This window comes from Microcoleus sp. AT3-D2, from assembly GCF_036705715.1.
Taxonomy (GTDB): domain Bacteria; phylum Cyanobacteriota; class Cyanobacteriia; order Cyanobacteriales; family Microcoleaceae; genus Microcoleus.
Map to the genome: position 1 here is coordinate 96,773 of NZ_JAUBVE010000010.1, position 24,296 is coordinate 121,068.

Consider the following 24,296-nt stretch of genomic DNA (forward strand, 5'->3'; position numbering starts at 1 on the left):
TAAAATCTAAAATCGATCCGCCCTCGGATGGGAGAGTTTAGATTGAAGACTTCGCTATGCAGGCAGTTGAGTTCTATCGAGATTCTATCCCGACTGTTCTTCAAATCTAAAATCTAAAATCTAAAATCTAAAATCTAAAATCGATTGACAAAGGACAACTGACAATGGCTGAATCTTATTTGCTGGATAAATTGAAGTCGGTAGAGCAAACTTTTAATGAGTTGACTCGCCGCATGGCTGACCCGGATGTGGCTAGAGACAATCAAGAGTTTCAACGTGTAGCAAAAGCTCGATCGTCCTTGGAGGAAGTGGTCGATACTTTTGCTCTGTGGAAAACCACTCAGGAAGATTTGGTGGGCGCGCGACAGGTTCTCAAGGAAGCCGCGGGCGATCGAGATATGCAAGAAATGGCTGCGCTGGAAGTTCAGGAACTTGAGGCGAAGCTGGAGAATTTGGAAAGTCATTTGAAGGTTTTGCTGCTCCCCCGCGACCCGAACGATGACAAGAATATTATGCTGGAAATTCGGGCGGGTACTGGCGGAGATGAGGCTAGTATTTGGGCGGGAGATTTGCTGCGGCTGTATTCCCGTTACGCTCAAACTCAAGGCTGGCAGGTGAAGTTGGTGAGCGAGTCGCTGGCGGAAATGGGCGGCTTTAAAGAGGTGATTCTGGAAATTACAGGCGACAGCGTTTACAGCAAGCTGAAGTTTGAGGCGGGGGTACACCGGGTGCAGCGAGTGCCTGTGACTGAGGCTGGCGGCCGGGTGCATACTTCGACGGCGACGGTGGCTGTGATGCCGGAGGTTGATGATGTGGAGATTCACATCGATCCGAAGGATATTGAGATGAGCACGGCTCGATCGGGCGGCGCTGGCGGTCAAAACGTGAACAAGGTGGAAACTGCTGCGGATTTGTTTCACAAGCCGACGGGAATTCGGATTTTCTGTACTGAGGAGCGCAGTCAGTTGCAGAATAAGGAGCGGGCGATGCAGATTTTGCGGGCTAAGCTCTATGAGATGAAGTTGCGGGAGCAGCAGGATGAGGTGAAGTCGCGGCGTTTGGCTCAGGTTGGTACTGGTTCGCGATCGGAGAAGATTCGCACTTACAACTATAAGGACAATCGGGCTACCGACCACCGTTTGGGGGAAAATTTCTCGCTCAATAGTGTTTTGGAAGGGGATATTGAGGAGATTATTCAAACTTGCATTTCTCAGGATCAGCAGGAACGTTTGGTTGAGTTGGCTGCTTCTACTAATTGATGGAGTGATGGGGGGCTAGGCGCATTGTTTACTCAGCCTCAGTTCCCTTGTTACGCGGGAGATCTGGTTGAGTAGGGCTTCCCAAATTGCATCGGCGATCGCCACTGGATATTTGAAATGTTCGAGGTCGTATTGTACAATGACTTCTAGGGGTGCTAGGATTTGCTGGTTTCGACAACTAGCAATTGCTGCGATCGCCTCTTGTTGCCATCTGGCAAATAGTCTGTAGCTGAAAAAGGAACTGCATTTTTGTCCTTTCTTGTTCAGGTAAACGACTATTACTTGATGTTGTTTGGGGTAAACTTTGACTATCCGGTTGACGGGCATTCTCAGGGCTTCGCCTGCTTCTTTTTTGGAGATTTGCCAGCACTGGGGTTTTAGCCAACCGGAGGCTGTAAGGCTCTGGCGTGTGTGGCTGGGCTTGTGAGTTTTTTGAGTGCGTCTCTGGGTCATTGCTATTTCTCCTAAATCAATTTTAATTAAAATTAAAATTTTCAATGTAATTAAAATAATATCTGCTAAATCTTCTCCTGTCAAGCAAGACAGGTAAAATTGTTGGTACACAAGTAAACTAGGAATTGTGGTTATCTCGTGGCTGATATCGTGGACGCAGAAGCTAAGAAAAAACTGAGTGAGGTTGTTAAATTAGCGCGGGGCTCGATGAGTCTGACTGCTTTTGGCAAGCTGTTGGGAGTTTCTGCTGCTTCTGTCTTGTATTGGGAAAAGGGGCAGGTACTTCCAGATACGAAAAATTTGACTCAGATTGCGACAAGAGCAGGCTTTACGATGGAAGAGCTCATGGCTCATCTTGAAGGCAAGCCGATGCAGGAACCCGTAGATACTAACGATCTGCTTAAAAAAATTCAATCTATACCAATTAGTGAGTTGGCAGTGATTGGTAGAGCTGTGATGGATAGACTCGCGGCGGCGGCTGAGTCGTCTGGGAAATATAGTTGATGTATCAGTTGGCAAGTAGACTGCTATATACGATCACATAGCTTTTAAGTCGTGAACATCCAAAATAGACAAAAACTTAGCGAAATCATCAAAACTGCTCGCGGAACAATGAGTCAGCGATCGTTTGGCAAGCTTTTGGGCGTTTCCGCTACCGCTGTTCAGCTTTGGGAAAGGGGCGATACAGTTCCTGATACTGAAAACTTGGGTAAGCTCGCAGCGAGAGCCGGCTATACTCTGGAAGAGTTTCTCAGCTTTTTGGATGGCAATCCAGTCTCGCAAGCCCCAGAAATTAACGATATTGTCAAAAAAATTCAGTTTTTGCCTCTGAGTCAGGTGGCGCTAATTGGCAAAGCTGTAGCGGATAGATTCGCTGCATCGGCTGAGGCTGCTGGGGAATGAGTTAGGCTCGATCGCGATCGTCCGTTTTGCAGAAGTAGATCCCGATCGCCCTTAAAAATTTCCACCACTCGTATTTATCACAAAGTGAGTAATTTGTCAAGGCACAATCTACTTTGTTACGGAGTGCGATCGCCCGTATGCACTTACGCACTCCAAGCAAAGAAACCGGGTTTTTTACCGAATCTGCGGGATACAACGAAGTATTATCGTAAAAAACCCGGTTTCTGGGCCCCTATGCGATCGCCCTTATGAAAAAACCACTCGCCCTATCCGTGACTCAATATGTCTAAAAACTCTTGGACAATGCGATCGGGTTCTTCTGTGCATCTGTTAGCGTCGCAGTAGTGGATGATGCTGATACCGTGAGATGCAAACAGGCGATCGCGCGTTTCATCTTTTTCTGTATCGGAATGCGATATTTCCAGAATACCCCATTTGCCTTGGTGGAATATGAGGAAATCTGGTTCTTGGTTTTGTCTACCTGCGGGTGTTGTGAGGCGGGCTTTGGAGTTGGGGAAAAAGAGGGTGTTTGTGCGATCGAGTGCTTCGGCAATTTTCACTTGTTCTTGGCTGTGAAAGCGCAAATCATTCCAGTGATAAATCCCTTCTTCTATGCTTGACAACATTCCCTGGTTATGTGCGTCTTCAGCCTTGATAATTTCATCTGATGCCGTCTTATCCTCAGTTACAATTGATTTGTTTAAATCAGTCTGATAAAAATCGGCTTCACTTAAGTTTGTGAGCAATACTCTGGCTCCGCTTAAGTTAGCACCGCTGAGATTTACTCCAATTACTTGAGTTCGATGTAATGTCACTTGATGTCGCCGTAAGTATCGTTTTATAACTGCTTTAATATTACTTTTTTTTACTTTTTCGTCAAAAGCGTCTGAGAGTAACTTCCAGAGTTTATAGCCAGCGGCTTTAATATATTCATCATCATATTTAGAAAATTTAGCAATTTCCTCATAAGACTGTCTGCCTTCCCAGGACTGTTTGAAGATTAGCTCTTGCACGTCGTTTAACTGTTCGTCGTCATCTAGGACTGTTTCGACAATGGCGAGAGCTTCATCCACAGTCATGGGTTAAATCCTCTTAAAGGTAGTGTCCGAGTTGAGGTTGCGCTGGCATGGTTTATGACACTTTGACCGTGCGCGCACATTGCTGTGGATAGATTTTATCACAATCTCCAAGATGTTGCTACTATTTCTAACTTTTTGTCACTTTTTATCACTGACAAAGATGAAGTTGACTCATTAGAATACTTAAATGTCAGCAAATGGCTGGCGTTCATATTTACAAATAACCGTAGCATAGGAGTTAACAAAAGTGAGTTTACCATACAACCTTGCCGAGACAATTCGGAATATTATGGCTGCTTTGGCTTTGGCTCAAGGAATTTTATCCCCCTCACAGGTTTCTGATATTCCCAACTCGACAATAATAGCTCAATTTGAAGAGCAAATCGGAATAGCAGACCAGGCAGAAAGAGAGAGAGTAGAAAGGGAACTAAAAAAAGTAAAATCAAGTCAATCGACCATGCTAGAGATAGCTAAAGAAACAGGCTATGGTAGCGGTAATTATGGCGGATAAAGCAATTTTGATTAATTTTTACCAGTAGACACAACCATCAGGGGATTGAGTGGCAATTCCCCTGATTACCTAATCAAGGAAAGTATCAATGTGGATTTTAATTTTAATTGTGCTGGCTGTAGTTGTTTACTTCGTGGTGTCACAAGCATCAAGCAGTAATCAAGCTAGTAAGGCATCAAGTAGGACTCAAGCTAGTAAAGCATCAACCCAGAATTATACTAATCAAGTTGATTATTCAAATCTTGAAGTAATATCACTTGACAGCAGCGTGTCTATTCACTATAACTACACACGGCTTCGTGACCTACTCGCAGAGGGCAAATGGAAAGAAGCTGACGAAGAAACAGGGAAGATGATGATCAGGGTATCTGCTGTAACAGCCAATAAAAAATTGGCGTCTGAAGAATATGATCTCGTTATTAGTGAAAGTCGGTTCAATCCGGCAGCAGCCGAACACGTACCTTGTGAAGACCTTTGTACTATAGATCGACTTTGGCTTAAATATAGTAATGGTCGCTTTGGGTTTAGTGTACAAAGACGAATTATATCAGAATTAGGAGAGGATGAACTATCCATTCTGTCAGACAAAACAAGTGGAAGTCGAAATTATAGCAGCCGATTTGTTCAGCAACCTTCTTGTACATTAAGCCATAACTTCCTTAAACGCATAGGATGGCACACTAAATTCAGTGACGGCAGTGACGGTAATACAATAGATTATAACGATCTTACTTTTGCAATCGAAGCTCCATATGGGCATCTTCCCACAGCAAATTATGGGGAGGGAGGATTATATAATCCGTCAAAAAGCCTGAATCAAGCTGTCTCACTCTATGTCTTGAATAGGTTTTCAATTTGCGGTATTGCTCTGTAGTCAAAAGCTTTGTAACATAAACTTGTTGACATACTTTTAGAGAACATGGAATTGAGCTACGATCGCCCCTTCACTCCTAAAAGCGATCGCACCTCATCACCTTTCTACAACCTTCTCCCATCGCCAGCTTTAAAAGTTTTTGCAGTGCGATCGCCCTTAACAAATAAGAAAAAGCGCGATCGCTCAATCGTCCCTTAAAGCCGACAGTGTTAAGGAGTGAAAATCCGACCAACTCCTATATAGGGCTTGCTGAATAATCGATCGCAAACTATGAACAGGAGCGATCGATATATTCAAACTCAACTAAAGATAAGTCTTTTCTGCATCGAGTCCACCCAACAATAATTGTAGATTATTTTCAATTTAAAAACAGGTGTTTTTTTTCCAAATAGACATAAAAACACACAAAAAACCCGGCGCCACCAGGTAGCAAGGTTCATAACTAAAAAAGTAATTGCAATAACTGTACCAGATGTATTATCGAGTTTAGCCATCACTCGATTCTGACCGAATCTTCGTTTACCTTGCCTGAACTTGCCCTCAATCGCATTGCGAATTCTCTCATCTTTCAACGCTTGCCTCTTTTTTGATTTACTCACATTTGCTGGCGGTCTTGCTAGGGGCGGCCCACTAATTCTAATTCCTCTTTCTTTGCACGCCCGCTCGGTTCTAAGAGTGTGCGATAAATCCGATCAGCATGAACTGAATCTGGACAATATCCCGTGAACCTATGATATGCTTCTAATTGGGCTTTTAAGTCACCTGATTCGTTAAAGTTATCCCAGCTCATCCGGTCTAAAAATACATATCCTTCAAAAGAACTGGCTGATAGCTTGGCTCCAAATTCTACGCTTTTCCCAGCTTTTCCCCTGACTATGGGACGGATGTGGGGTTGGCTTAAACTTACTATTCTATCCTCAATACTTTGTTTATTATTGTCAAATAACCATTGCTGTTGGCGAGCGACTTCTGTGAGGACTAGCAAGGTTTTATATTGCTTTTTATTCAGACCTTCTAGGGTCGCACCTAAATCGATTAGCTGTTCAATATAATCCCGGTTTCTTGTGATATATTAAAGTTGTTTTTTAATTTCCTGTTTTCTTTTGTTGCGTGTGAGTCGTCTTTGTTTCGCTACTGCTAAGTAGTCTTTTCTTGCTAGATTACGGTAGGTTCTTGGTTTTTTATGGGTGTTTTCTTTGATTTGTTTATACAGGGTATCTATAATTTTTTCTGTATGAACTCTGGCTCCGTTTAATAGTCCTAAGTCGGTCGGATAACTAATATAACTTAATTTAATTAGTATGGCATTCGGCAAAATAACATATTGTCAATCGACTTTTTACATATATTGAAGAGCTAGAGTATTTATTGCAGATCCTCTTAAATGAAGGACAATTAATAATTAAATGGGGGCGCAAAATCACAAACAAGGGTAATGCTTGTCTCACAGTTTAAATGTGCAACAGCTTAAACTCCAAGTATGAGTAAAAGCGTTTATCTCAAAAAAAAATAGGCTAGCTATATTTCACAGCGCCTATCCCAATCAAAATTTTAATGGCTCCCCGCAACGCCGTCTTACCTCAGCTTTTGACCTGGTATTTTACCAGGTGGGTACCGTTGGCTCGGACTTAAAGTTTCTGGGTACAAGCCCAGTTTACTGCTGTCCAAACATCTTGATTCCCGAGAGTTAAGAGTTATAGATCAAAAAAACATTATTGGCAGTCACCAACGTCGCAGTAGAACCTTTATTTAATATATACCAACTAACCCGATTTTGGCAAGCTTCGAGCAATTTAACTTGCATACCAGATAGATTCAACGGTTTGAGCCAGATCCTCAGCTGACGATCGCCCCTGAGCCACCAAGTCCGCGTCGAGCACAACTGTAACGTGACCGAGTTTGCGACCGGGACGCGATACTTTCTTACCATACCAATGGACAAAAGCACCGCTAATTTGTGCCAGTTGTTTTCTTTTTGCTAAATAATCGGACTGGGCAGACTCGTAACCTAGCAAATTTACCATGACAGCGCCTGCACATTTTAAATCGGAATTCCCTAAAGGCAGTTGACAAACTGCGCGCAAATGCTGTTCAAATTGTGAAGTTTCGCAAGCATCGATCGTAAAATGTCCCGAATTGTGGGTGCGGGGTGCAATTTCATTGACTAACAGCTTATTGTCGGCGGTTAAAAATAATTCAATGCCGAATATGCCGACAGCTTGCAAACTGTTGAGGAGAGTGCGGGCGATCGCACAAGCTTCATTTTTCACATCTAAACTAATATCAGCGGGCGCAATCACCAGATGACAAACCTGATTTTGCTGCTGAGTTTCCACTATCGGATAAATCGCAATTTCGCCAGTTGCCGATCGAGCTGCAATCACAGCCAATTCGCGATCGAACGGCACAAACTCTTCCACTAGCAAAGACTGACCTTGGAGTGTAGCACGAATTGACTCAAAACTCCCCCAATCCTTAACAATAAAAGTACCTTGGCCGTCATAACCGTGGCGGCGAACTTTGACCACAAAGGGAAAGTTGATCGATCCAGCACCCGAATCTCCTGCAATCTGCACGCTGTCAGAAACAGAAATTGCCCGAAAGTCGATCGCCACCGCATTAAACAATTCCGGGGGCAAATCCGCACTGCAATCCCATTCCCAAAACCTCGGAGTTGGCAAACCCAAACCTTGTAAATAACAGCGCTGAACGTACTTATCCAACAAAGGAGAAAGCGACGACAAACTCGGCTGAAATAACACACCTTGCTCTTCTAGCGATCGCAAACCATCCAAATCCACAAACTCATTTTCAAAAGTAATAACATCGCAGCCAGCAGCCAATTGAGCCGTAGCCAAAACATCATCAACAGCAGCCAAAACAGCATCAGCAGCAACAGAAACTGCCGGGTCAGTAGCATGGGGAGTTTGTACTACCAATTCAATACCGAGCGCCCTAGCAGCATCCCCCATCATCCAAGCTAGCTGGCCGCCGCCGACAACGCCCACCCGCTTAAATTTTGCAGACGAACTCGCAGCGGTTTGATTTGATTTCATGTGAGTAAAATTCCCAGAGTCAACCTGCCTATCTTATCGCTATTTGTCCCCGGATCAATTATAGTAATTGCAGAGTTAAAAGCCAGAAAAGAGTTTTAATTGCCTGATTAAATCGAGGCAGAACCCAGAAAAATTGGGCGGCTAAAGTCTTTAATTATTGCACGCTCCCAGCCATTGATAAACAGCGGTAGAAGCCCACTCCTCCAGAAAAGTGCCACATCTAGCAATTCCCTAGCGCCAAGCATGGCATAATTGACAGCACTGCAAAAAGCAGATAGACAGATGCCAACACTGAAAATCAGACATTCAGGGAACACAATTTATAGGTGAGGATACTGTGAAAGTTTTAGTTGTGGGAAACGGAGGTCGCGAACACGCGATCGCAAAAAAACTGCTAGAATCTACGCGGATTAAACAAGTATTCTGCGTACCGGGCAACGGCGGCACAGCTACCACCCCAGGCTGTCAAAATCTGTCGCTCAACATCGACGACTTCCAAGGCATCGAACGCTTTGTGATGGTCAACAACATCGGATTAGTCATCGTCGGCCCCGAATTGCCTCTATCGCTAGGCATCGCCGACTATTTCCACCAGCGAAAAATGATGATTTTCGGCCCCACAAAAGCCGGCGCCCAAATTGAATCCAGCAAATCCTGGGCGAAAGAATTGATGCTCGAAGCAGGCATCCCCACACCCAAAGCTGCCGTATTTACAGACGCAGAAGCAGCAAAAGCATACGTTCTGGAACAAGGAACCCCAATAGTCATCAAAGCAGACGGACTCGCATCAGGCAAAGGAGTCACCGTTGCCACCACCGTCAAAATGGCTCACAGCGCGATCAACACCATTTTCCGAGGCGAATTTGGCACCGACAACATCCGAGTAGTCGTCGAAGAATTTTTAACAGGTCAAGAAGTCTCGATTCTCGCCCTCACCGACGGCATCACAGTGGAACCGTTGCTGCCCGCCCAAGACCACAAAGCTATCGGCGAAGGCGACAAGGGAGCCAACACCGGCGGTATGGGAGCCTACGCCCCAGCGCCCATCGTCACCCCGGAACTAATGGAAAGGATTCAAGAAGAAATTCTCGAACCCACCCTCGCAGCACTGCAAAAACGCAAAATCGACTACCGGGGTGTACTCTACGCAGGTTTAATGATTACCCCCGACGGAGAACCCAAAGTCTTAGAATTCAACTGCCGTTTCGGAGATCCCGAAACTCAAGCGGTTTTGTCACTGCTGGAAACTCCTTTGGAAGATTTGGTGCTCGCCTGCTGTCAGCAGCGTCTCGGTGAATATTCTATTCGCTGGAAGTCGGGGGCTTCTGTGTGCGTAGTTTTGGCTTCTGGGGGCTATCCTGGAAGTTATCAAAAAGGCAAAGTTATTACAGGTATCGAGGAAGCTGAAGCCAAAGGAGCAGAAGTGTTTCACGCCGGCACCCAGTTCAAGCACCAGCAGTTGGTGAGCGACGGCGGCCGGGTTTTGGGCGTCACTGCGGCGGGAGAAACTTTGGAACAAGCTATCTCCAAAGCTTATGCAGCAGTTGATTGCATCCAATTTGAAGGCGTCTACTGCCGCCGGGACATCGGCCGCCGAGCGCTGGGCGATAAAAAAAATTAGGAATTGCGCCCTATTGCCGCCATCCGAAAGCGAAGCAATCTCAATGTAGAAATGTAACAATGAAGTTTGGTATCTCTGCGGTGGCGGTAGCGGACAAGCCGCAGCAGAAAATTCGATCGGGAGCCAACTGAATTGATCTTGCTTTTAATATTGAACTGGTGAACTGATGAAATGCTGGCCATACTAAACAAAATCGGAGAAATTATTGCCCGCTGGTGGTCGGATTTTACCCTCCAGACCCGCCTGATGGCCGGTGCTACCCTCGTAGTGTCGTTAATTATGAGCGGCCTGACATTCTGGGCCGTGAATACTATCCAGCAAGACGCCCGACTTAACGATACTCGCTACGGCCGCGACCTCGGCCTGCTGTTGGCGGCAAATGTGGCGCCGCTGATTGCCAAAAACGATCGCTCCGAAGTAGCCCGCTTTTCGCGCCAATTTTACAGCAGCACCTCCAGCGTCCGCTATATGCTTTATGCAGACGAAGCGGGAGATATTTTCCTGGGGATACCATTTTCGGAATCGGAGGTGGAAACTTCCCTGACGCTGCGCCGCCAGATCAAACTTCCCGATAATTTTCTCGCCGATATTGAGGCGAGAAATTTAACTTCTTTGCCTTTGGTACGGCAGCATTTGACGCCAGATGGAGAAGTTACCGATGTATTCGTGCCGTTAATTCATGAAGACAAATATTTGGGAGTTTTGGCGATCGGCATTAACCCCAATCCCGCAGCAGTTATCTCTTCAAATCTGACTAGGGATGTCACTTTAGCAGTATTTGTGACAATTTGGGTAATGGTAATTTTGGGAGCTGTATTTAATGCCCTGACAATTACTCAGCCGATCAAACAATTAGTCTTCGGGGTCAAAAACATTGCCAGCGGGAATTTTAAGCAGCGAGTTGACCTGCCTTTAGGGGGAGAATTGGGCGAGTTAATCGGCAGTTTTAATGAAATGGCTCAGAAACTCGAAAGTTATGAAGAACAAAATATTGAAGAGCTGACAGCGGAAAAAGCTAAGTTAGAAACTTTGGTATCAACAATTGCTGATGGCGCGCTTTTATTAGACGCAAATTTGCAGGTGATTTTAGTTAATCCGACTGGGATGCGGATTTTTGGATGGGAGGGCAAAAATGCGCTCGGAGTAAATGTTCTGAACATTTTGCCTTCGGAAGTGCAGCAGGAGTTGGCGAGACCTTTGCAGGAAATAGCTGCGGGCGATCGCGAAGGCGGCGAATTTCGCATCTCTATGAGCGAACCAGTTAACCGTACAATACGGATTGTTTTAACTACAGTCATTCTGCACAAAGCGCCCGGTGCCGAACCGCTGTGCAGAAGCTGCATCCGCCATGAGGAAGATACCTGTACCGAGCCACAACGCCCGGTAGCTGTAGAGTGTACTTTCTACGAGCAAACCTCCAAGCATCAAGGTTCGGGGAATTACCGAGAAAGTCTCAAAGGCATTGCAATGACAGTGCAGGACATCACTCGGGAAGTAGAACTAAATGAGGCTAAAAGCAATTTTATCAGCAATGTTTCTCACGAATTGAGAACACCTTTATTTAATATCAAATCTTTTATCGAGACTCTCCACGAGTACGGAGAAGACCTACTAGAAAGTGAGCGCAGGGAATTCCTAGAAATTGCCAATCGAGAAACCGATCGACTAACTCGTTTAGTTAACGATGTGTTAGACTTGTCGCGACTGGAATCCTGCCGAGTTTATCACTTGGAGGCTGTTGACCTCCCGCAAGCTGTGGAACAAACCCTGCGGACTTATCAGTTAAATGCTAAGGATAAAGGCATTGAATTAGAGCAAGAAGTTGACCCGTATTTGCCACCTGCTTTAGGTCATTACGATTTGTTACTGCAAGTATTTGCAAATTTAGTAGGAAATGCCTTAAAATTTACGCAGTCCGGCGGCAAGGTGGCAATTCGAGCGTATTTGCTAGAGCCGGAGGCGCCCACCCACAAAGATGGTCAATCCGTCAACCACAACTTGTCACCGGATGCCCAACATTTTCCGGTAGTGCGGATCGAAATTTCTGATACTGGAATTGGCATAGATCCCGAAGATCAACAAGCAATCTTCGATCGCTTTTTCCGGGTAGAAAACAGAGTACACACTTTAGAAGGAACTGGATTAGGTCTTTCTATTGTCAGAAACATTATTGACAAGCACCACACTAAAATTAATTTAGTTAGCGAAGTTAATGTGGGTACGACTTTCTGGTTCGACTTGGCAGTTTATCAGCCGAAACAAACAGTAGAGATGGAAAATTCTTGGCCAGTGGAAGCAACGGTGGAGAGTGAAACAATTGCGAGTCATGTTAGATCGATTCCGGTTGCACCGGAATGATTGTTGACTGTTGACTGTTGACTGTTGACTGTGGATAGTGATATTGTTTCCGGTTGATTAGGAATCAAGAAGAAAGCAAATTAGTTAGATTGGGATTTTGAAACCACAGATGAACGCCGATGGGATTTTATCTGTGTTTATCGGCGTTTATCTGTGGTTAAATCTACATTCCTATTGTTGTTCGGTAGATGATGGGGTGGTAATTAGATCAAGACTTAAGAAAGAGTCTTTCTAGCACGTTCCGATCGCTCTTCTGCGGTATCCATAACATCCGCCATTTTATCCACCATTTCCCCTGGGTAATTTTCTAGTACCCGAGTAGAAAGTGAAATTCGGCCACGATTTTCATCGAGGTCAACCACGATCGCTTTCAGGGGTTGACCGGGAGCAAACACCTTGCCAAGGTTATCAATATATTTTTGGCTAACTTGCTTGATGTGCAGCAAACCGCTAACTCCTTCCAAGTCTACAAACACGCCAAAAGGCTTAATGCTGCTGACTTTTCCTTCCACCAACTGACCAATTTGCAAGTCCTTGAAGGCATTCGATTGAGTGGCCATCCGCTGGGAAAGTACGAGTTTTTCTCGTTCGCGATCGACCTCCAAGAAATTAACGCTCAAAGATTGACCAATCAGCGATTCTAGGTTATCGCGATCGACTAAGTGCGATCGGGGAATAAAGCCGCGCATTCCCTGAACATCTACAGTCACGCCGCCCTTATTTGCCCCAGAAACCCGCACCTGAAGAACTTTACCGGTTTCCTGCAATTCAACTAAATCTTCCCAAGCTTGCTGAATTTGTAACTGCCGCAGAGACAAAGTAACTTGGCCATCGGCATCTTGTTCGCGGATAATCAAAAAGTCCCGTTCCTCGTCCAGCGGAACCACTTCCGACAAATCCGTTACTGTTCTCAAAGCAGCCTCTTCGATCGGCAAAAAAGCCGAAGACTTGCCGCCGATATCAACATACGCGCCGTTTGAGTCGTACTCGAACACTTTGCCGCGCACTACTTGTCCTTTCTGGAACTCGTAATTGTGCTGTTCGAGGGCTTTAGCAAAATCATCCATTGAAAAGGATGCTTTTGCGCTTTGAGAACCTGTAGATTTGGAATTCATGTCAGTTTAGTTGTCAGTTGTCAGTAATTTAGTTGGCAGTCGTCAGTAGAAAAAATTTTCCCACTCTCCCCATCTCCCTATCTCCCCATCTCCCACTCTTTAAGCTGGTTGAAGTTGCTGATGAAATAGCTGCTTCACCTGCACCCACGAGTCGGCTGCTGCCGTAGCGTCGTAACTGCCGCGGTGGTCGCAGAAGAAGCCGTGATCGGCATTGTAGCGGAAAATTTGGTGAGAAATACTGTGTTTTTGCAATTCTGCGGCGATTTGGTCAACTTGTTCTAAGGGAATGCTGGGGTCTTGAGTGCCAAAAAAGGCGTAGAGAGTGCCTTTAATGTCTGCTGTGCGGGCGATCGTGGGGGCTCCGCCGCCGGGGGTTAGAGTGGCGATACCGGCGCCGTAGAACGACGCTGTAGCCTTGATTTCGGGCAAAGTAGCGGCGAGGTAGGCGACGTGCCCTCCAAAGCAGAAACCGATGCAGCCAAAACCTTCTGGTTTGACAGAGGGTAGAGTTTTGAGGTAATCGATGGTGGCTTGGATATCGCCCAGAAGTTCGGAAGCTGTGGTTTTTTCTTTGTATTCTCTGCCGATTTGGATGGCTTCGGGTGTGTAGCCGGTTTCAAAGCCGGGGGCTTGACGCTGGTAAATGGCTGGGGCGATCGCCACATATCCTTCTTTTGCTATTCTTTCAGTAACTTCGCGGATGTGCGAGTTGACCCCAAAGATTTCTTGAATCACGATAACTGCGGGAAATTGCCCTGGGGAGGTTGGCTGGGCTAGGTATGCAGCTATTTGCAAATCCCCGTTAGGAACTGTGATGTTTTTGGTGCTAATTTCGGCTTTTGTCATAGGTTGTTTTAAGGTAAATGCCACTCTACTGATTTTAAGTTAATTTGGGGATTTTGTAGGCAATTTGCCAATAATATTTTTTGGAACCGCGAAGCACAAATACCGCAAATATGGCAGGTAAAAATTCGCTAATTATTGAATATTTAGGTTGTGGTGAATAAGTGGGGGCAAATCACTCCTAGCAATTAATTGGGGATTCAATCCCGGTAAAATATAAGTTGTGGTCTGTGATTTTCTAAAGCATAGATTTTGATAAGTCTACGACTTGGCAGCTTTTATCTGGCTTTTTCGTGAGATTTTAGAGATAAGTGGCTAAGTCGTTAGCTGTTGAATATGAGCTAATTTTTTTTGATATATAGGAGTTGTTTTTTAATCGCTTTGCTTTCTGGTTGGCGGAATCGTTTGAGGAGATTGATTCCGGCTAGGACTCAAGTCTAAGTTACGATCTACCGAAGAAAGTCATGCAACCAGTTGAGGAGATTGATGCAGGGTAGGACTCAAGTCTAAGTTACGATCGCCATGCCGAACAAAGTCATCCAACCCAAGGAAGACACTATTTGGTTTTTTCCGCTGTGCGTTTGTTGTCAGGGTAAGATCGAAGGTATTGGTGGGGTAGAACCCGTTGAGCGAAGAATATTTTTTGCTGAGTTTCCGTGAATGGGTAGGTGTTAAAATCGGGCTATCAAATTTTTCTGGTCAAACTCATGTGGAGCAATAGTTTGATGCCCCTAGTGTGAAAAAAAGATAGACGCAAAGGCTGAAAGCTTTACAGGACAAGGTTTTGGAGTGAGTATGGAAACTTGGGTATTGACAAGCCGAAGGCTGGAATGGTACTTTTCTTTTAGATGGACGCAACTGCACCTTGAAAACCAAATACACCCTGGCTTCTGGAACGGGCTGCCGGAAAAAACCTAAAACCCTATCAGGGATTGAAACGACAGCATTTGGTAGCGAGCCAATCTTTCTGAATAAAGCCGGAAAAAACCTAAAACCCTATCAGGGATTGAAACTTCAATGTGGTTCATATTTCTTTATACAAGCTCTGCCGGAAAAAACCTAAAACCCTATCAGGGATTGAAACCCTTTGAGAAGATATAAAATTCGGAAAACATACGAGCCGGAAAAAACCTAAAACCCTATCAGGGATTGAAACCTTTAAAACAAAATATTCGCCCCATCCCTTCGGCCGGAAAAAACCTAAAACCCTATCAGGGATTGAAACCTGAAACTTCCCCGGCTCGCTGCCAGTCGCCGGAAAAAACCTAAAACCCTATCAGGGATTGAAACAGCGAAGGGATTGGGACTGAGTGCATCACACTTGATCGAGAGCCGGAAAAAACCTAAAACCCTATCAGGGATTGAAACAGTTGCCACAATTGACCCTCAATAGTAGAGGCGTTAACCGTTGCGCCGGAAAAAACCTAAAACCCTATCAGGGATTGAAACCCGCCTGAATAGCTACCGCTGCAGCACCCGTAATGCCGGAAAAAACCTAAAACCCTATCAGGGATTGAAACCCATCGTTAATTTTTGCCGGAGCGCTTCATGCCTTAAAGCCGGAAAAAACCTAAAACCCTATCAGGGATTGAAACCTGTGATGAATATCAGAGATTGATCGGCTCTGTTGCGCCGGAAAAAACCTAAAACCCTATCAGGGATTGAAACCTCCTGATGCTTATAAACCGGATGACATCTCCAAGCCGGAAAAAACCTAAAACCCTATCAGGGATTGAAACTAATTCAATAGCTTGATTGTCGAGCTTAGCTAACGCCGGAAAAAACCTAAAACCCTATCAGGGATTGAAACACAAATTCGACCGGGGAAACTCGCGAGTATTACCGCCGGAAAAAACCTAAAACCCTATCAGGGATTGAAACGTCACTGAAGAGGAAGCGCACGAACTAGAAACCATCGCCGGAAAAAACCTAAAACCCTATCAGGGATTGAAACCCGGCACTTGATGCGATTTTTGGGCCTGTGCCAGTAATTGGCCGGAAAAAACCTAAAACCCTATCAGGGATTGAAACCGCGGCAACTTTCTCATTAATCGCAAAATTACGGCCGCCGGAAAAAACCTAAAACCCTATCAGGGATTGAAACCTGCTTACTCTGTTTTTGTACTAACTCAGGCGAAGCCGGAAAAAACCTAAAACCCTATCAGGGATTGAAACCTCAGAATCCTGTATCGGCTCATGGGAGCTTTGAGCCGGAAAAAACCTATTTCCCCATCTAGGGCTTGAAACGCCCAAACTACAAAATTATTGGCTCAAAAATAGACCTCTCCTCTCTCTTTCTATCTCCTCCCATAACCTCAAGCAATCGATCGACTACACGCCTCCAAGTAAAATTTTCAGCCACAAAAGCCGGGCCCGCAACCCTCGCTTTCGCAGCCAATCCAGGCTGTTCGATCGCCCTGCACATCAAATCAGTCAAATGTTCCCACTCAGGAGCTAAGATAAATAACGTTTCCCCGTCACTTACCACACTCATAAATTTACTTTCAATCCGCAGTGCAAAGTCCGATCGCGTAAAATCATCCGTAGGGCCGCCCTCCGTGCAAATAACAGGCAAACCGCAAGCGGCAGCTTCCAACACCGGCAAATTAAAACCTTCTGCCAAATAGGGAGAAACATAAACATCTGCAGCTTGGTAAAACTCTGCTATTTGAGCAAAAGATAGCTGGCTACCAGTATAAATTAATCTTGGTAAAACTCTCGCTCTTTCAGCATCGTCGAGCACAACTCGGCAGGCTTCCGCAATCTCGTCTCTCGACGGATAAAGCAGTTCAGAACCTTTTAAAACTAATCTCGCATCTGGATATTTGTCAACTACCGCAGCGAAGGCTTTTAATAAAGGGCGAATACCTTTGCGATCCGTTTGTCCTCCGATATTTAAAAATATAAAATAGTTTGACCACCCGAAACTTTCGCGCAGTGATTGACGCCGATCGCCCGCAGCAGGATAATAAATCTTAGGATCGACTCCCAAAGGTACGACGGTAATGCGATCAGCATCAACTCCGCTGCGAATTAAGCCGGCTTTTGACCAAGCTGAAGGTGTAATAATTTTCGTTTCTGAGTTAACCGGGGTTTGGGCGATCGACTTAACCCCCATCGCCTGTAATACTGAACGGGTAATAATCCCCCATTCTGTGGCTGCAAATACCCAAGTTTGAGCGCTACTGGATGCCGAGAAGTCCCACGGGCAGTACATTCGCAGGGTAACGTCGGCTGACTGATTTACCGCAGGGATCTTAATGCTGCGAAGTAAGGTTTCATTTGGGCGATCGAACAAACTAATTTTCGTCTCCCAAGCTGCGTCAATGTAGGGCATATCGCGGTGGAAAAGCTCAATTTGTCCTCGCGGGTGATCGAGCATTTCCAGCAGTTGAAATTGATTGGCTACGCAATAGGAATGATAAATAAAACGCCAGCCTTCAACAATAATCTGCAATTCAAAACTCCCGCTTTTGGAATTAAAAATTCACCTACTAATAATCAGAAATTAGTCATTAGTAATTAGCCAGCATAAATTACCAATTACCAATTACTAATGACCAATTTCTTACTTAATCACTTGCCAATCCATAATCCGCCACTGTCCCTCTTGACGGATCAAGTCGTAGCGCACCCGCAGGTTTTCATTGCGGGAAGAAACGAGTTGAGAACGATCGAACACTTCGGCTTTTTCCGCGACTTGGGCATCTACTTGGGCGCGATCGGGATTAGTCGGATTTGTGGTAACTCCATTAACTTGCAGCTTGTGTACATAACGCTGGTGCGCGTTGTTACGCTGTTGAGCTTCTGCCATTAATTGCCAGCGAGACAAAGCCGGTTCTGTGAGAACTTGCCTTAATTCTTCGACAGCGTGATTGGGGCCCAAAGCCGCTGCTTTCGCCGATAGCCAGCTTTGAACTATTTGTCGGGCTGATTGCTCAGTGATTTCTCCCGACACTGGGCCTGCGGCGCTCGGCTCTGGGGCCGCGGCCAAGGCAGGGATTTCTAGGGGCGGTTCTTCCAGGCGGACGAGGGCTTGCTCTCCTCGGAGAGATGGGCCCGATAGGGCTTGCATCGCGCTAGCCAACAGACTGAGTATTAACCACAGAAGTAACAGGCTCAGGACACCTGCGACTAGAAACAAAGCCAGCCTGTTTGGAGGCATGGACTTGACTTGGGCGGTAATTTCTGCTGCCTTGGTGCGCGCTCGATCTACAAAATCGCCCTTTAGCCCATTGCCGCTTGCTCCGCTGCGCCCTGAATGTTGGCGTCTGCGATGTTTGGAAGTCGATTCTGCAGGGTGTGGCACTGTAGCTATCGGGAGAGAGACGGGGGCAACAGCGCTAGGCGCGGCCACCGTTGCCGGGGATTTCGCGCCAGAGGCTGCGGTGGAATCCGCGCCCGGTACGGGGGTCAACGTGACCGTACTGGCTCCCTGCTTGGCTGTGGGTGCCGGTGTGGGTATGGCAGCGGGCGATCGGCCTGCTGTCGGTTGCAGTCGCCCTGGAAGCTTGCCGGAGCGGGGCTGCACCACGACCCATTCGTTGGCGGTTTCTGCGTCCTGTGGCAAAGCTTCTAGGTAAGCTTGTACTTTCGGGTCAGCAAAGTAATCTTTCAAGGACACTGACTCGTTGGCCAAGTCGCGGAAGTGGGGAAACACTTCTTCTTGTAGCCAGTGTTCGGCGTACAAGCACAGTCCGGGCAACAAGTCGGGTGAATCTTGGGAATGTTCGCGAATGAAGGCCAGGGGTTCTTTTTCCGAACTCAGTTCCAGGGCTCTGCTGGCTTCTTCTGTCTGGCCCAGCAGCAGGGAACAGACGGCTTTTTCCAGGTGAACGTCTTGGCGGCGACCCAGTTGCATCAGCATCAGCTTGGCCCGACGGATCATCGATGGCTGTCTGGCGGCAAATCCTTGGGCTAACAAGGTGTAGACCGAGAGGTAAGTGGCGACTGCGGAGGGGCGGCCGGCTTCGGCTTCAAATAGCGCCTGCTGCTCGCTGCTGGTTAGGTGTTTACGCATTTGCTGCACGAACCGGAGGAAGTCTTCTATTCCTAAACCCGATCGATCGTCTCCCGAACCGTCGATACCGCCTCGTTCTTGAAGCATTTCTCGCAGGATTTCCAGTCCCTTGCGACGCTCAGCGACTTTTTCTTCGGGAAGTGATAATAGCTCTAAAATGTTGTACGGACGGAGTTTGTATATGTCGGCTTGCATTTCACCCCTCACGCTTGCAAATAGGCTTTCGCGCAGCAGCAATTCTTGACCTGCTTCTAATGATTTTGCGGCATTTTCGTACTGACCTTGCTGCCACTGTTCGCGGCCGAGTTCTAGACAGGCAAGGCTGACGGTTAAAACTATATCTGGCCTCACGAGCTGCGGGTCGCCGAAACGACCTTCTGCGATCGCGATGCTGCCATTGTTAAGATACGGGCGACCCAGCTTCTGTACGAGTTCGTATTCTCCCAGTTCTTGCAGTATGAGCAGGGCTCCTACGAATTGGTTGTCATCGATTTCAATACTTGGAGTGTGGGGGTCGGGAGCAGCCTCTAAAGCCTTGGACTCTGCCGGAACGGTTTCTCCTGCGTCTTGCAGGAAGGTGGCCGGGCCTGCTGAGGTTTTTGACCTCTGGTGCTTGGCTTCCTGTGCCGCTTCCGACTCTCGATCGTAAGTTTTGGCTAAAAAACTGGCATCGTAAGCTTTGCGCCCCTCTGAGTCTGACAGAACGGCGCAGGCTTCATCGAGCAGTTGTTTGCGGGCGACGATCGCAACTTCGGAATACTCCCGGCGCGGAAGCTGTAAAGTTCGATCGCGGTGAGCCTGCTGCAACTGTTCGGCAGTAGCTTGAATCGGTAGACCCAAAATCCGGTAGTAATCTAGTGGAATTAACATAAGTTAAAGAACTGTCCACTTCCCCAAAGCGCTAGCAACTGAATTAGCCTATCTTAAGTGACATACTCCCGCAAACCAAATCAAAAATTCTGGTGTTTGCTTCCAACCGCCCCCTTCACGGTATGTTGGACTTGCCGTAGAGATACTCTGATTTTTTTCCCTCTAGGGCGTTTTACAGTGAGGAAAATGCCAAGGCCCATTGCCCGTCAGCTAAATGAGTGGTTTGACTCTTGAGCATTTTCGGGTTTGAGAGTAATGGAATTATATCATTCGTGTGCATGGGGTTTAGATGGGAGTTTGTTCTCCGAGTCCCGGCAATCCGCCCCGAGGGCCAAACTCATTTTAACTTTTGAGGGGGTTTGGGGCAGCTCTAAGTCCCACCCTGTACCCGTTGGGTCAGCGTTGGGATACATGGACTCCCCCAAGCAAATTTTATCTGGTCAATCAGGCGTAAAATTTGCAAGCTAGAGGGAATAATTTTATCAGAAATATATATAATTCTAAAGGGATGTGAAAACAATGCAGCATCAAGCCGTCAAAGTTAGGCTATATCCGACAACCCAACAGCAGGGGATACTAGCTCAACACTTTGGCTGTTCCCGCTGGTGGTGGAATTACGCACTAAATATGTGTATTGAAACCTACAAAGCCACGGGTAAAGGCTTGACCCAAGTTGCGTTAAACAAACTCCTGCCAAACCTTAAAAAACAAGAAGAAACACAATGGTTGTCTGAGTGTTACTCTCAGGTTCTGCAAGCTACTACGCTTAACCTGGTAACTGCTTACAAGAACTTTTTTGAGTCTAGGCCAAAATACCCTAGATTCAAATCCAAGAAAAATAGGCAGTCAATCCAGTACCCGCAATCAGTCAAACTGGTTGACGGCTCCCTCAAGTTTCCCGGTCGTGTCGGCCTTGTCAAAGCCAAGTTACATCGACCGATTGAAGGAACCATCAAAACTGTAACAGTCAGTGTTACTCCTTCGGGGAAATACTATGCCTCTGTGCTGACAAAACTCGAAGGAGATAAACCAGTTGCTTGCACCGATGGAAAAGTTGCCGGAGTTGACTTGGGATTGAAAGATTTTGCTGTTGTTAATGATGGCATCAAGACATCCAAGTACCCTAATCCCAAGCATTTAGCAAAACATGAACGCAACCTGAAAAGAAAGCAGCAAAAATTAGCCAGAAAGGAGAAAGGAAGCAAGTCTAGAAATAAAGCCACGAAACTGGTGGCTAGGGTTCACGAACGAATTAGCAATGTCCGCCAAGACTACTTGCATAAGCTGTCAAGAAAGCTTGTTGACGATAACCAAGTCATCGTAGTCGAAAACCTTCACGTTAAGGGCATGGTTCGTAATCACAAACTAGCTCAAGCAATTTCTGATGTAGGTTGGGGAATGTTTGTCAATTTCTTGCATTACAAACTTGACCGCGAAGGTAAAGTGTTAGTAGAGATTGACCGATGGTTCCCTAGCTCGAAACTCTGCTCAAATTGTCACTATCAGGTGAATGAAATGCCATTAGGTGTTAGGGTATGGACTTGCCCTAGTTGTGGTACTCATCACGATAGAGATGGCAACGCTGCAACCAATATCAGAGCAGAAGGAATCAGAATGCTATCGGTCTTGGGAACCAGGACTGCTGCTGATGGAGGGGATGTGAGTCCGAGACTGGGACGCAAGTCCAAGTTGACGCAATCCCCGTAGAAGTCAGAAGCTCACGCTGTACCTTTATGTCAGCGCTGGGTAGTTCACATGTCTAGGAAGCCGATCGTCGGGTATTAATTATTTATGGTTCAGGAACGGACTTTACCAGTTTTTGACGCGCAAAGCGTAACCATTTCTCGGGATGAGGGCTTAATGCTCTACGAGGATATGGTCTTGGGGCGCTACTTTGAGGACAAGTGTGCTGAGATGTACTACCGGGGCAAAATGTTTGGTTTTGTCCACTTGTACAACGGTCAGGAAGCTGTGTCTACTGGCGTGATTCGATCGATGCGCCGGGATGACACTGATTACGTTAGCAGCACCTACCGCGATCACGTTCACGCTTTGAGCGCGGGCGTGCCGGCGCGGGAGGTAATGGCGGAGTTGTTCGGGAAGGAAACGGGTTGCTCGAAGGGCCGCGGCGGTTCGATGCACATGTTTTCGGCAGAACACCGACTGTTGGGAGGTTATGCTTTTGTGGCTGAGGGAATTCCTGTAGCTACGGGTGCGGCTTTTCAATCGAAGTACCGGCGCGAAGCTTTGGGGGATGAGAGTTCCGATGGCGTGACTGCTTGTTTTTTTGGCGATGGTGCTGCAAATAACGGGCAGTTTTTTGAGTGTTTGAATATGGCGGCTTTGTGGAAGTTGCCGATTATTTATGTTGTGGAAAACAACAAATGGGCGATCGGGATGGCCCACGAGCGAGCTACTTCTGACCCGCTAATTTACAAGAAGGCTCATGCTTTTGGCATGGCTGGTTTTGAGGTTGACGGGATGGATGTTTTGGCGGTGCGGGAAGTGGCGAAGGAAGCTGTGGCGCGGGCGCGGGCCGGCGAGGGACCGACTTTGATCGAGGCTTTGACTTATCGCTTTCGCGGGCATTCTTTGGCCGATCCTGATGAGTTGCGTTCTAAGGAAGAGAAGGAATATTGGTTCCCCCGCGATCCGATTAAGAAGTTGGCTGCTGAGTTGATCGATCGAACTTTGGCAACTGCTGAAGAATTGAAAGAGATCGATAATAAGATTCAAGCAGTAATTGACGATGCAGTGGATTTTGCTGAGAAAAGCGCCGAGCCAGATCCTAGCGAATTGTATCGGTTTATCTATGCAGAAGATGAGTAAGCTGTTGTGCATTTAACTTGTATGTTTAGGGCGGGCAGGATGCCCAACCCCTACTCCCCACAAGAGTGATAGATCCCTGTAGGGACACGGCGAAAGCCTTTGTCCCTACTGCACTTCCTCAACCTGGAATACGCTGTAAGACTTACGTACAAACTCTACTTGTAGGGTTGGCACTGCGACAGGGGGAACGCATCTTATTGAACACTGTTCATCAGTGGTGAGTATATTTTGAGATAAATTCATTATTCTTAGAAACTACAGACACGCTTTGTAATGACTTTAGTAAGAAAACAATAACTGATTAATGGTGGTTTTTACGCTTCTGCTAATTTTGAGACTATAAAAATATTACAACCACTGTTTACAAGTTGTATAATAGTTAGTAAGCTGTTGTGCCTTTAAATAGGTATAATAAAAGTTTAGTTTAGTCAATTTCTAAAAAAATGCCAGCCCAAAACCATCTCAATCCCAAACAAATAGAGAAACTACAGAAAGCTTTAAAAGAAGAATAAAAAGGAAATGTCAGAGAAAGAATTCTGATTTTATTATTGCTCAATGACGGCAAAACACAATCTAAAATTACTGATTTTTTGGGTTGCTCAGTCAACAAAGTATCTTATTGTTGTGTCAAGGGAGACCCAGACAATCTAGAAAGTCTAATTGATGAAAGGCTGAAGAGAAATCACAAAAAAGCCACAGATAAATATATAGAGATATTATTAGAAAATATAGAAAAAGACCCTCAAAAATTAGGATATGATTTTGGACGATGGACAGCGCAGAGATTAGCAACATACTTAGAAAAATCCACAGGAATAAAATTAAGTGGAGGACAAGTGCGGAGGATATTAAAGAAAAAAAGTATGTTTACATCTGGGCTAAGTATAGCCTAGAGTCCAAGAGAAATCCTGAAAAAAGAACAGCGTTTAAAATAAAGATAGCCGAATATTTAAAAGTAGAAAAAGAAACTCCAGAACGATTACAGGTATGGTTTTGGGACGAGAGTGGATTTAGTTTAATAGTCACCATCAGAAAGAACTGGTGTAAAAAAGGCAGGCGAAAAAAGGTTCGAGGAAACAGAAGAAAAGGCAGAGTTAATGTAATAAGAGGAGTAATAAATTCCGATAAAAAAAGGTGGTAGAGTTCCTAAAAAAAGGCAATTCATATAATTTTTATCACGTGCTAAAACTGTTTCATGAAGAGCTAATTAATGAATGGGTATCAGCAGGTAATCAAGCCTCAGAATTTGCGGAAAAAGGAGCCAAAATAGTGATTATCCTTGATAATGCTAGTTTTCACAAGAAAGAAGAGTACCTGAAAATAATTGAAACAGAAATGCCTAACCTTCATTTAGAATTCCTCCCCGAATACAGCCCCGACTATAACTTAATTGAATTAGTATGGCATTCGGCAAAAGAATATATTGCCAATCGACTTTTTACATCAATTGAAGAGCTAGAGTATTTATTGCACCGCCTCTTAAATGAAGGGCAATTAATAATTAA

18 protein-coding genes, 1 other RNA gene, 3 pseudogenes and 1 CRISPR repeat array are annotated in these 24,296 nt (G+C 45.7%); of the genes and pseudogenes, 12 read left to right on the forward strand and 10 right to left on the reverse strand.

Annotated features, from left to right (window positions below):
• The first annotated feature begins 164 nt into the window (after window positions 1-164).
• Complete coding sequence (prfA, locus tag QUB44_RS06915; protein WP_333364741.1) at window positions 165-1,259, forward strand: peptide chain release factor 1; 1,095 nt, start codon at window positions 165-167, stop codon at window positions 1,257-1,259.
• Between the two features lie 15 nt (window positions 1,260-1,274).
• Here prfA and QUB44_RS06920 read toward each other — a convergent pair whose 3' ends face one another.
• On the reverse strand, window positions 1,275-1,823 hold the full coding sequence (locus QUB44_RS06920; RefSeq protein ID WP_333364744.1) for a hypothetical protein: 549 nt from the start codon (window positions 1,821-1,823) through the stop codon (window positions 1,275-1,277).
• A 27-nt stretch (window positions 1,824-1,850) separates the two neighbouring features.
• Here QUB44_RS06920 and QUB44_RS06925 point away from each other — a divergent pair, with 27 nt between their 5' ends.
• Both QUB44_RS06925 and QUB44_RS06930 read left to right on the forward strand, forming a co-directional pair.
• A complete protein-coding gene (locus QUB44_RS06925) occupies window positions 1,851-2,216 on the forward strand; it encodes a helix-turn-helix domain-containing protein (protein ID WP_333157145.1) in 366 nt (121 codons plus the stop codon).
• A gap of 51 nt (window positions 2,217-2,267) precedes the next feature.
• Window positions 2,268-2,615: a helix-turn-helix transcriptional regulator gene (locus tag QUB44_RS06930; RefSeq protein ID WP_333364747.1), complete on the forward strand. Its 348-nt coding sequence runs from the start codon at window positions 2,268-2,270 to the stop codon at window positions 2,613-2,615.
• A gap of 1 nt (window position 2,616) precedes the next feature.
• Here the strand turns inward: QUB44_RS06930 and QUB44_RS06935 are convergent, their stop codons facing one another.
• The gene (locus tag QUB44_RS06935) at window positions 2,617-2,766 is read right to left on the reverse strand and encodes a hypothetical protein (protein WP_333364749.1); all 150 of its coding nucleotides are present in this window, start codon (window positions 2,764-2,766) and stop codon (window positions 2,617-2,619) included.
• A 115-nt stretch (window positions 2,767-2,881) separates the two neighbouring features.
• The gene (locus QUB44_RS06940) at window positions 2,882-3,694 is read right to left on the reverse strand and encodes a pentapeptide repeat-containing protein (protein WP_333364752.1); all 813 of its coding nucleotides are present in this window, start codon (window positions 3,692-3,694) and stop codon (window positions 2,882-2,884) included.
• A gap of 247 nt (window positions 3,695-3,941) precedes the next feature.
• Here QUB44_RS06940 and QUB44_RS06945 point away from each other — a divergent pair, with 247 nt between their 5' ends.
• The 3 genes from QUB44_RS06945 (at window position 3,942) to QUB44_RS06955 (ending at window position 5,277) form a co-directional block, all read left to right on the forward strand.
• On the forward strand, window positions 3,942-4,205 hold the full coding sequence (locus QUB44_RS06945) for a hypothetical protein (protein ID WP_333364755.1): 264 nt from the start codon (window positions 3,942-3,944) through the stop codon (window positions 4,203-4,205).
• An 88-nt stretch (window positions 4,206-4,293) separates the two neighbouring features.
• On the forward strand, window positions 4,294-5,079 hold the full coding sequence (locus QUB44_RS06950) for a GUN4 domain-containing protein (protein ID WP_333364758.1): 786 nt from the start codon (window positions 4,294-4,296) through the stop codon (window positions 5,077-5,079).
• 45 nt (window positions 5,080-5,124) lie between these two features.
• Window positions 5,125-5,277 (forward strand): hypothetical protein, encoded by a 153-nt coding sequence (locus QUB44_RS06955; RefSeq protein WP_333364761.1) that lies wholly within the window; start codon window positions 5,125-5,127, stop codon window positions 5,275-5,277.
• A gap of 101 nt (window positions 5,278-5,378) precedes the next feature.
• On the opposite strand, the pseudogene QUB44_RS06960 reads toward QUB44_RS06955, so the two are convergent.
• Window positions 5,379-6,361 (reverse strand): annotated as a pseudogene (locus QUB44_RS06960) (transposase); the annotation flags it as partial.
• 14 nt (window positions 6,362-6,375) lie between these two features.
• Between QUB44_RS06960 and QUB44_RS06965 the strand changes: the two are divergent.
• A pseudogene (locus tag QUB44_RS06965) lies at window positions 6,376-6,534 on the forward strand (IS630 family transposase); the annotation flags it as partial.
• Window positions 6,535-6,634: 100 nt separating this feature from the next.
• Here the strand turns inward: QUB44_RS06965 and ssrS are convergent.
• A non-coding RNA gene (gene ssrS / locus QUB44_RS06970) (6S RNA) lies at window positions 6,635-6,822 on the reverse strand.
• 50 nt (window positions 6,823-6,872) lie between these two features.
• Window positions 6,873-8,135 (reverse strand): 5-(carboxyamino)imidazole ribonucleotide synthase, encoded by a 1,263-nt coding sequence (locus tag QUB44_RS06975; protein ID WP_333364764.1) that lies wholly within the window; start codon window positions 8,133-8,135, stop codon window positions 6,873-6,875.
• A gap of 337 nt (window positions 8,136-8,472) precedes the next feature.
• On the opposite strand from QUB44_RS06975, the gene purD reads away from it, so the two are divergent.
• Both purD and QUB44_RS06985 read left to right on the forward strand, forming a co-directional pair.
• Window positions 8,473-9,756, forward strand: a complete 1,284-nt coding sequence (gene purD / locus QUB44_RS06980; protein ID WP_333364767.1) for a phosphoribosylamine--glycine ligase — start codon at window positions 8,473-8,475, stop codon at window positions 9,754-9,756.
• A gap of 171 nt (window positions 9,757-9,927) precedes the next feature.
• Window positions 9,928-12,114 (forward strand): ATP-binding protein, encoded by a 2,187-nt coding sequence (locus QUB44_RS06985; RefSeq protein WP_333364770.1) that lies wholly within the window; start codon window positions 9,928-9,930, stop codon window positions 12,112-12,114.
• Window positions 12,115-12,329: 215 nt separating this feature from the next.
• On the opposite strand, the gene QUB44_RS06990 is transcribed toward QUB44_RS06985, so the two are convergent.
• The 4 genes from QUB44_RS06990 to QUB44_RS07005 form a co-directional block, all read right to left on the reverse strand.
• Window positions 12,330-13,229, reverse strand: a complete 900-nt coding sequence (locus tag QUB44_RS06990; RefSeq protein ID WP_333364773.1) for a S1 RNA-binding domain-containing protein — start codon at window positions 13,227-13,229, stop codon at window positions 12,330-12,332.
• Between the two features lie 99 nt (window positions 13,230-13,328).
• The gene (locus QUB44_RS06995) at window positions 13,329-14,075 is read right to left on the reverse strand and encodes a dienelactone hydrolase family protein (RefSeq protein WP_333364775.1); all 747 of its coding nucleotides are present in this window, start codon (window positions 14,073-14,075) and stop codon (window positions 13,329-13,331) included.
• Window positions 14,076-14,974: 899 nt separating this feature from the next.
• A CRISPR array of direct repeats spans window positions 14,975-16,247; the repeat unit is 37 nt; unit sequence GCCGGAAAAAACCTAAAACCCTATCAGGGATTGAAAC.
• 79 nt (window positions 16,248-16,326) lie between these two features.
• A complete protein-coding gene (locus QUB44_RS07000; RefSeq protein ID WP_333364778.1) occupies window positions 16,327-17,529 on the reverse strand; it encodes a glycosyltransferase family 4 protein in 1,203 nt (400 codons plus the stop codon).
• 111 nt (window positions 17,530-17,640) lie between these two features.
• The gene (locus QUB44_RS07005; RefSeq protein ID WP_333364781.1) at window positions 17,641-19,962 is read right to left on the reverse strand and encodes an IMS domain-containing protein; all 2,322 of its coding nucleotides are present in this window, start codon (window positions 19,960-19,962) and stop codon (window positions 17,641-17,643) included.
• A 519-nt stretch (window positions 19,963-20,481) separates the two neighbouring features.
• Here QUB44_RS07005 and QUB44_RS07010 point away from each other — a divergent pair.
• From QUB44_RS07010 to QUB44_RS07020, 3 genes and pseudogenes are all read left to right on the forward strand, one after another.
• On the forward strand, window positions 20,482-21,669 hold the full coding sequence (locus QUB44_RS07010) for an RNA-guided endonuclease TnpB family protein (RefSeq protein ID WP_333053707.1): 1,188 nt from the start codon (window positions 20,482-20,484) through the stop codon (window positions 21,667-21,669).
• An 84-nt stretch (window positions 21,670-21,753) separates the two neighbouring features.
• Window positions 21,754-22,791 (forward strand): pyruvate dehydrogenase (acetyl-transferring) E1 component subunit alpha, encoded by a 1,038-nt coding sequence (gene pdhA, locus QUB44_RS07015; RefSeq protein WP_333147130.1) that lies wholly within the window; start codon window positions 21,754-21,756, stop codon window positions 22,789-22,791.
• Between the two features lie 443 nt (window positions 22,792-23,234).
• Window positions 23,235-24,296 (forward strand): annotated as a pseudogene (locus QUB44_RS07020) (IS630 family transposase); the annotation flags it as partial.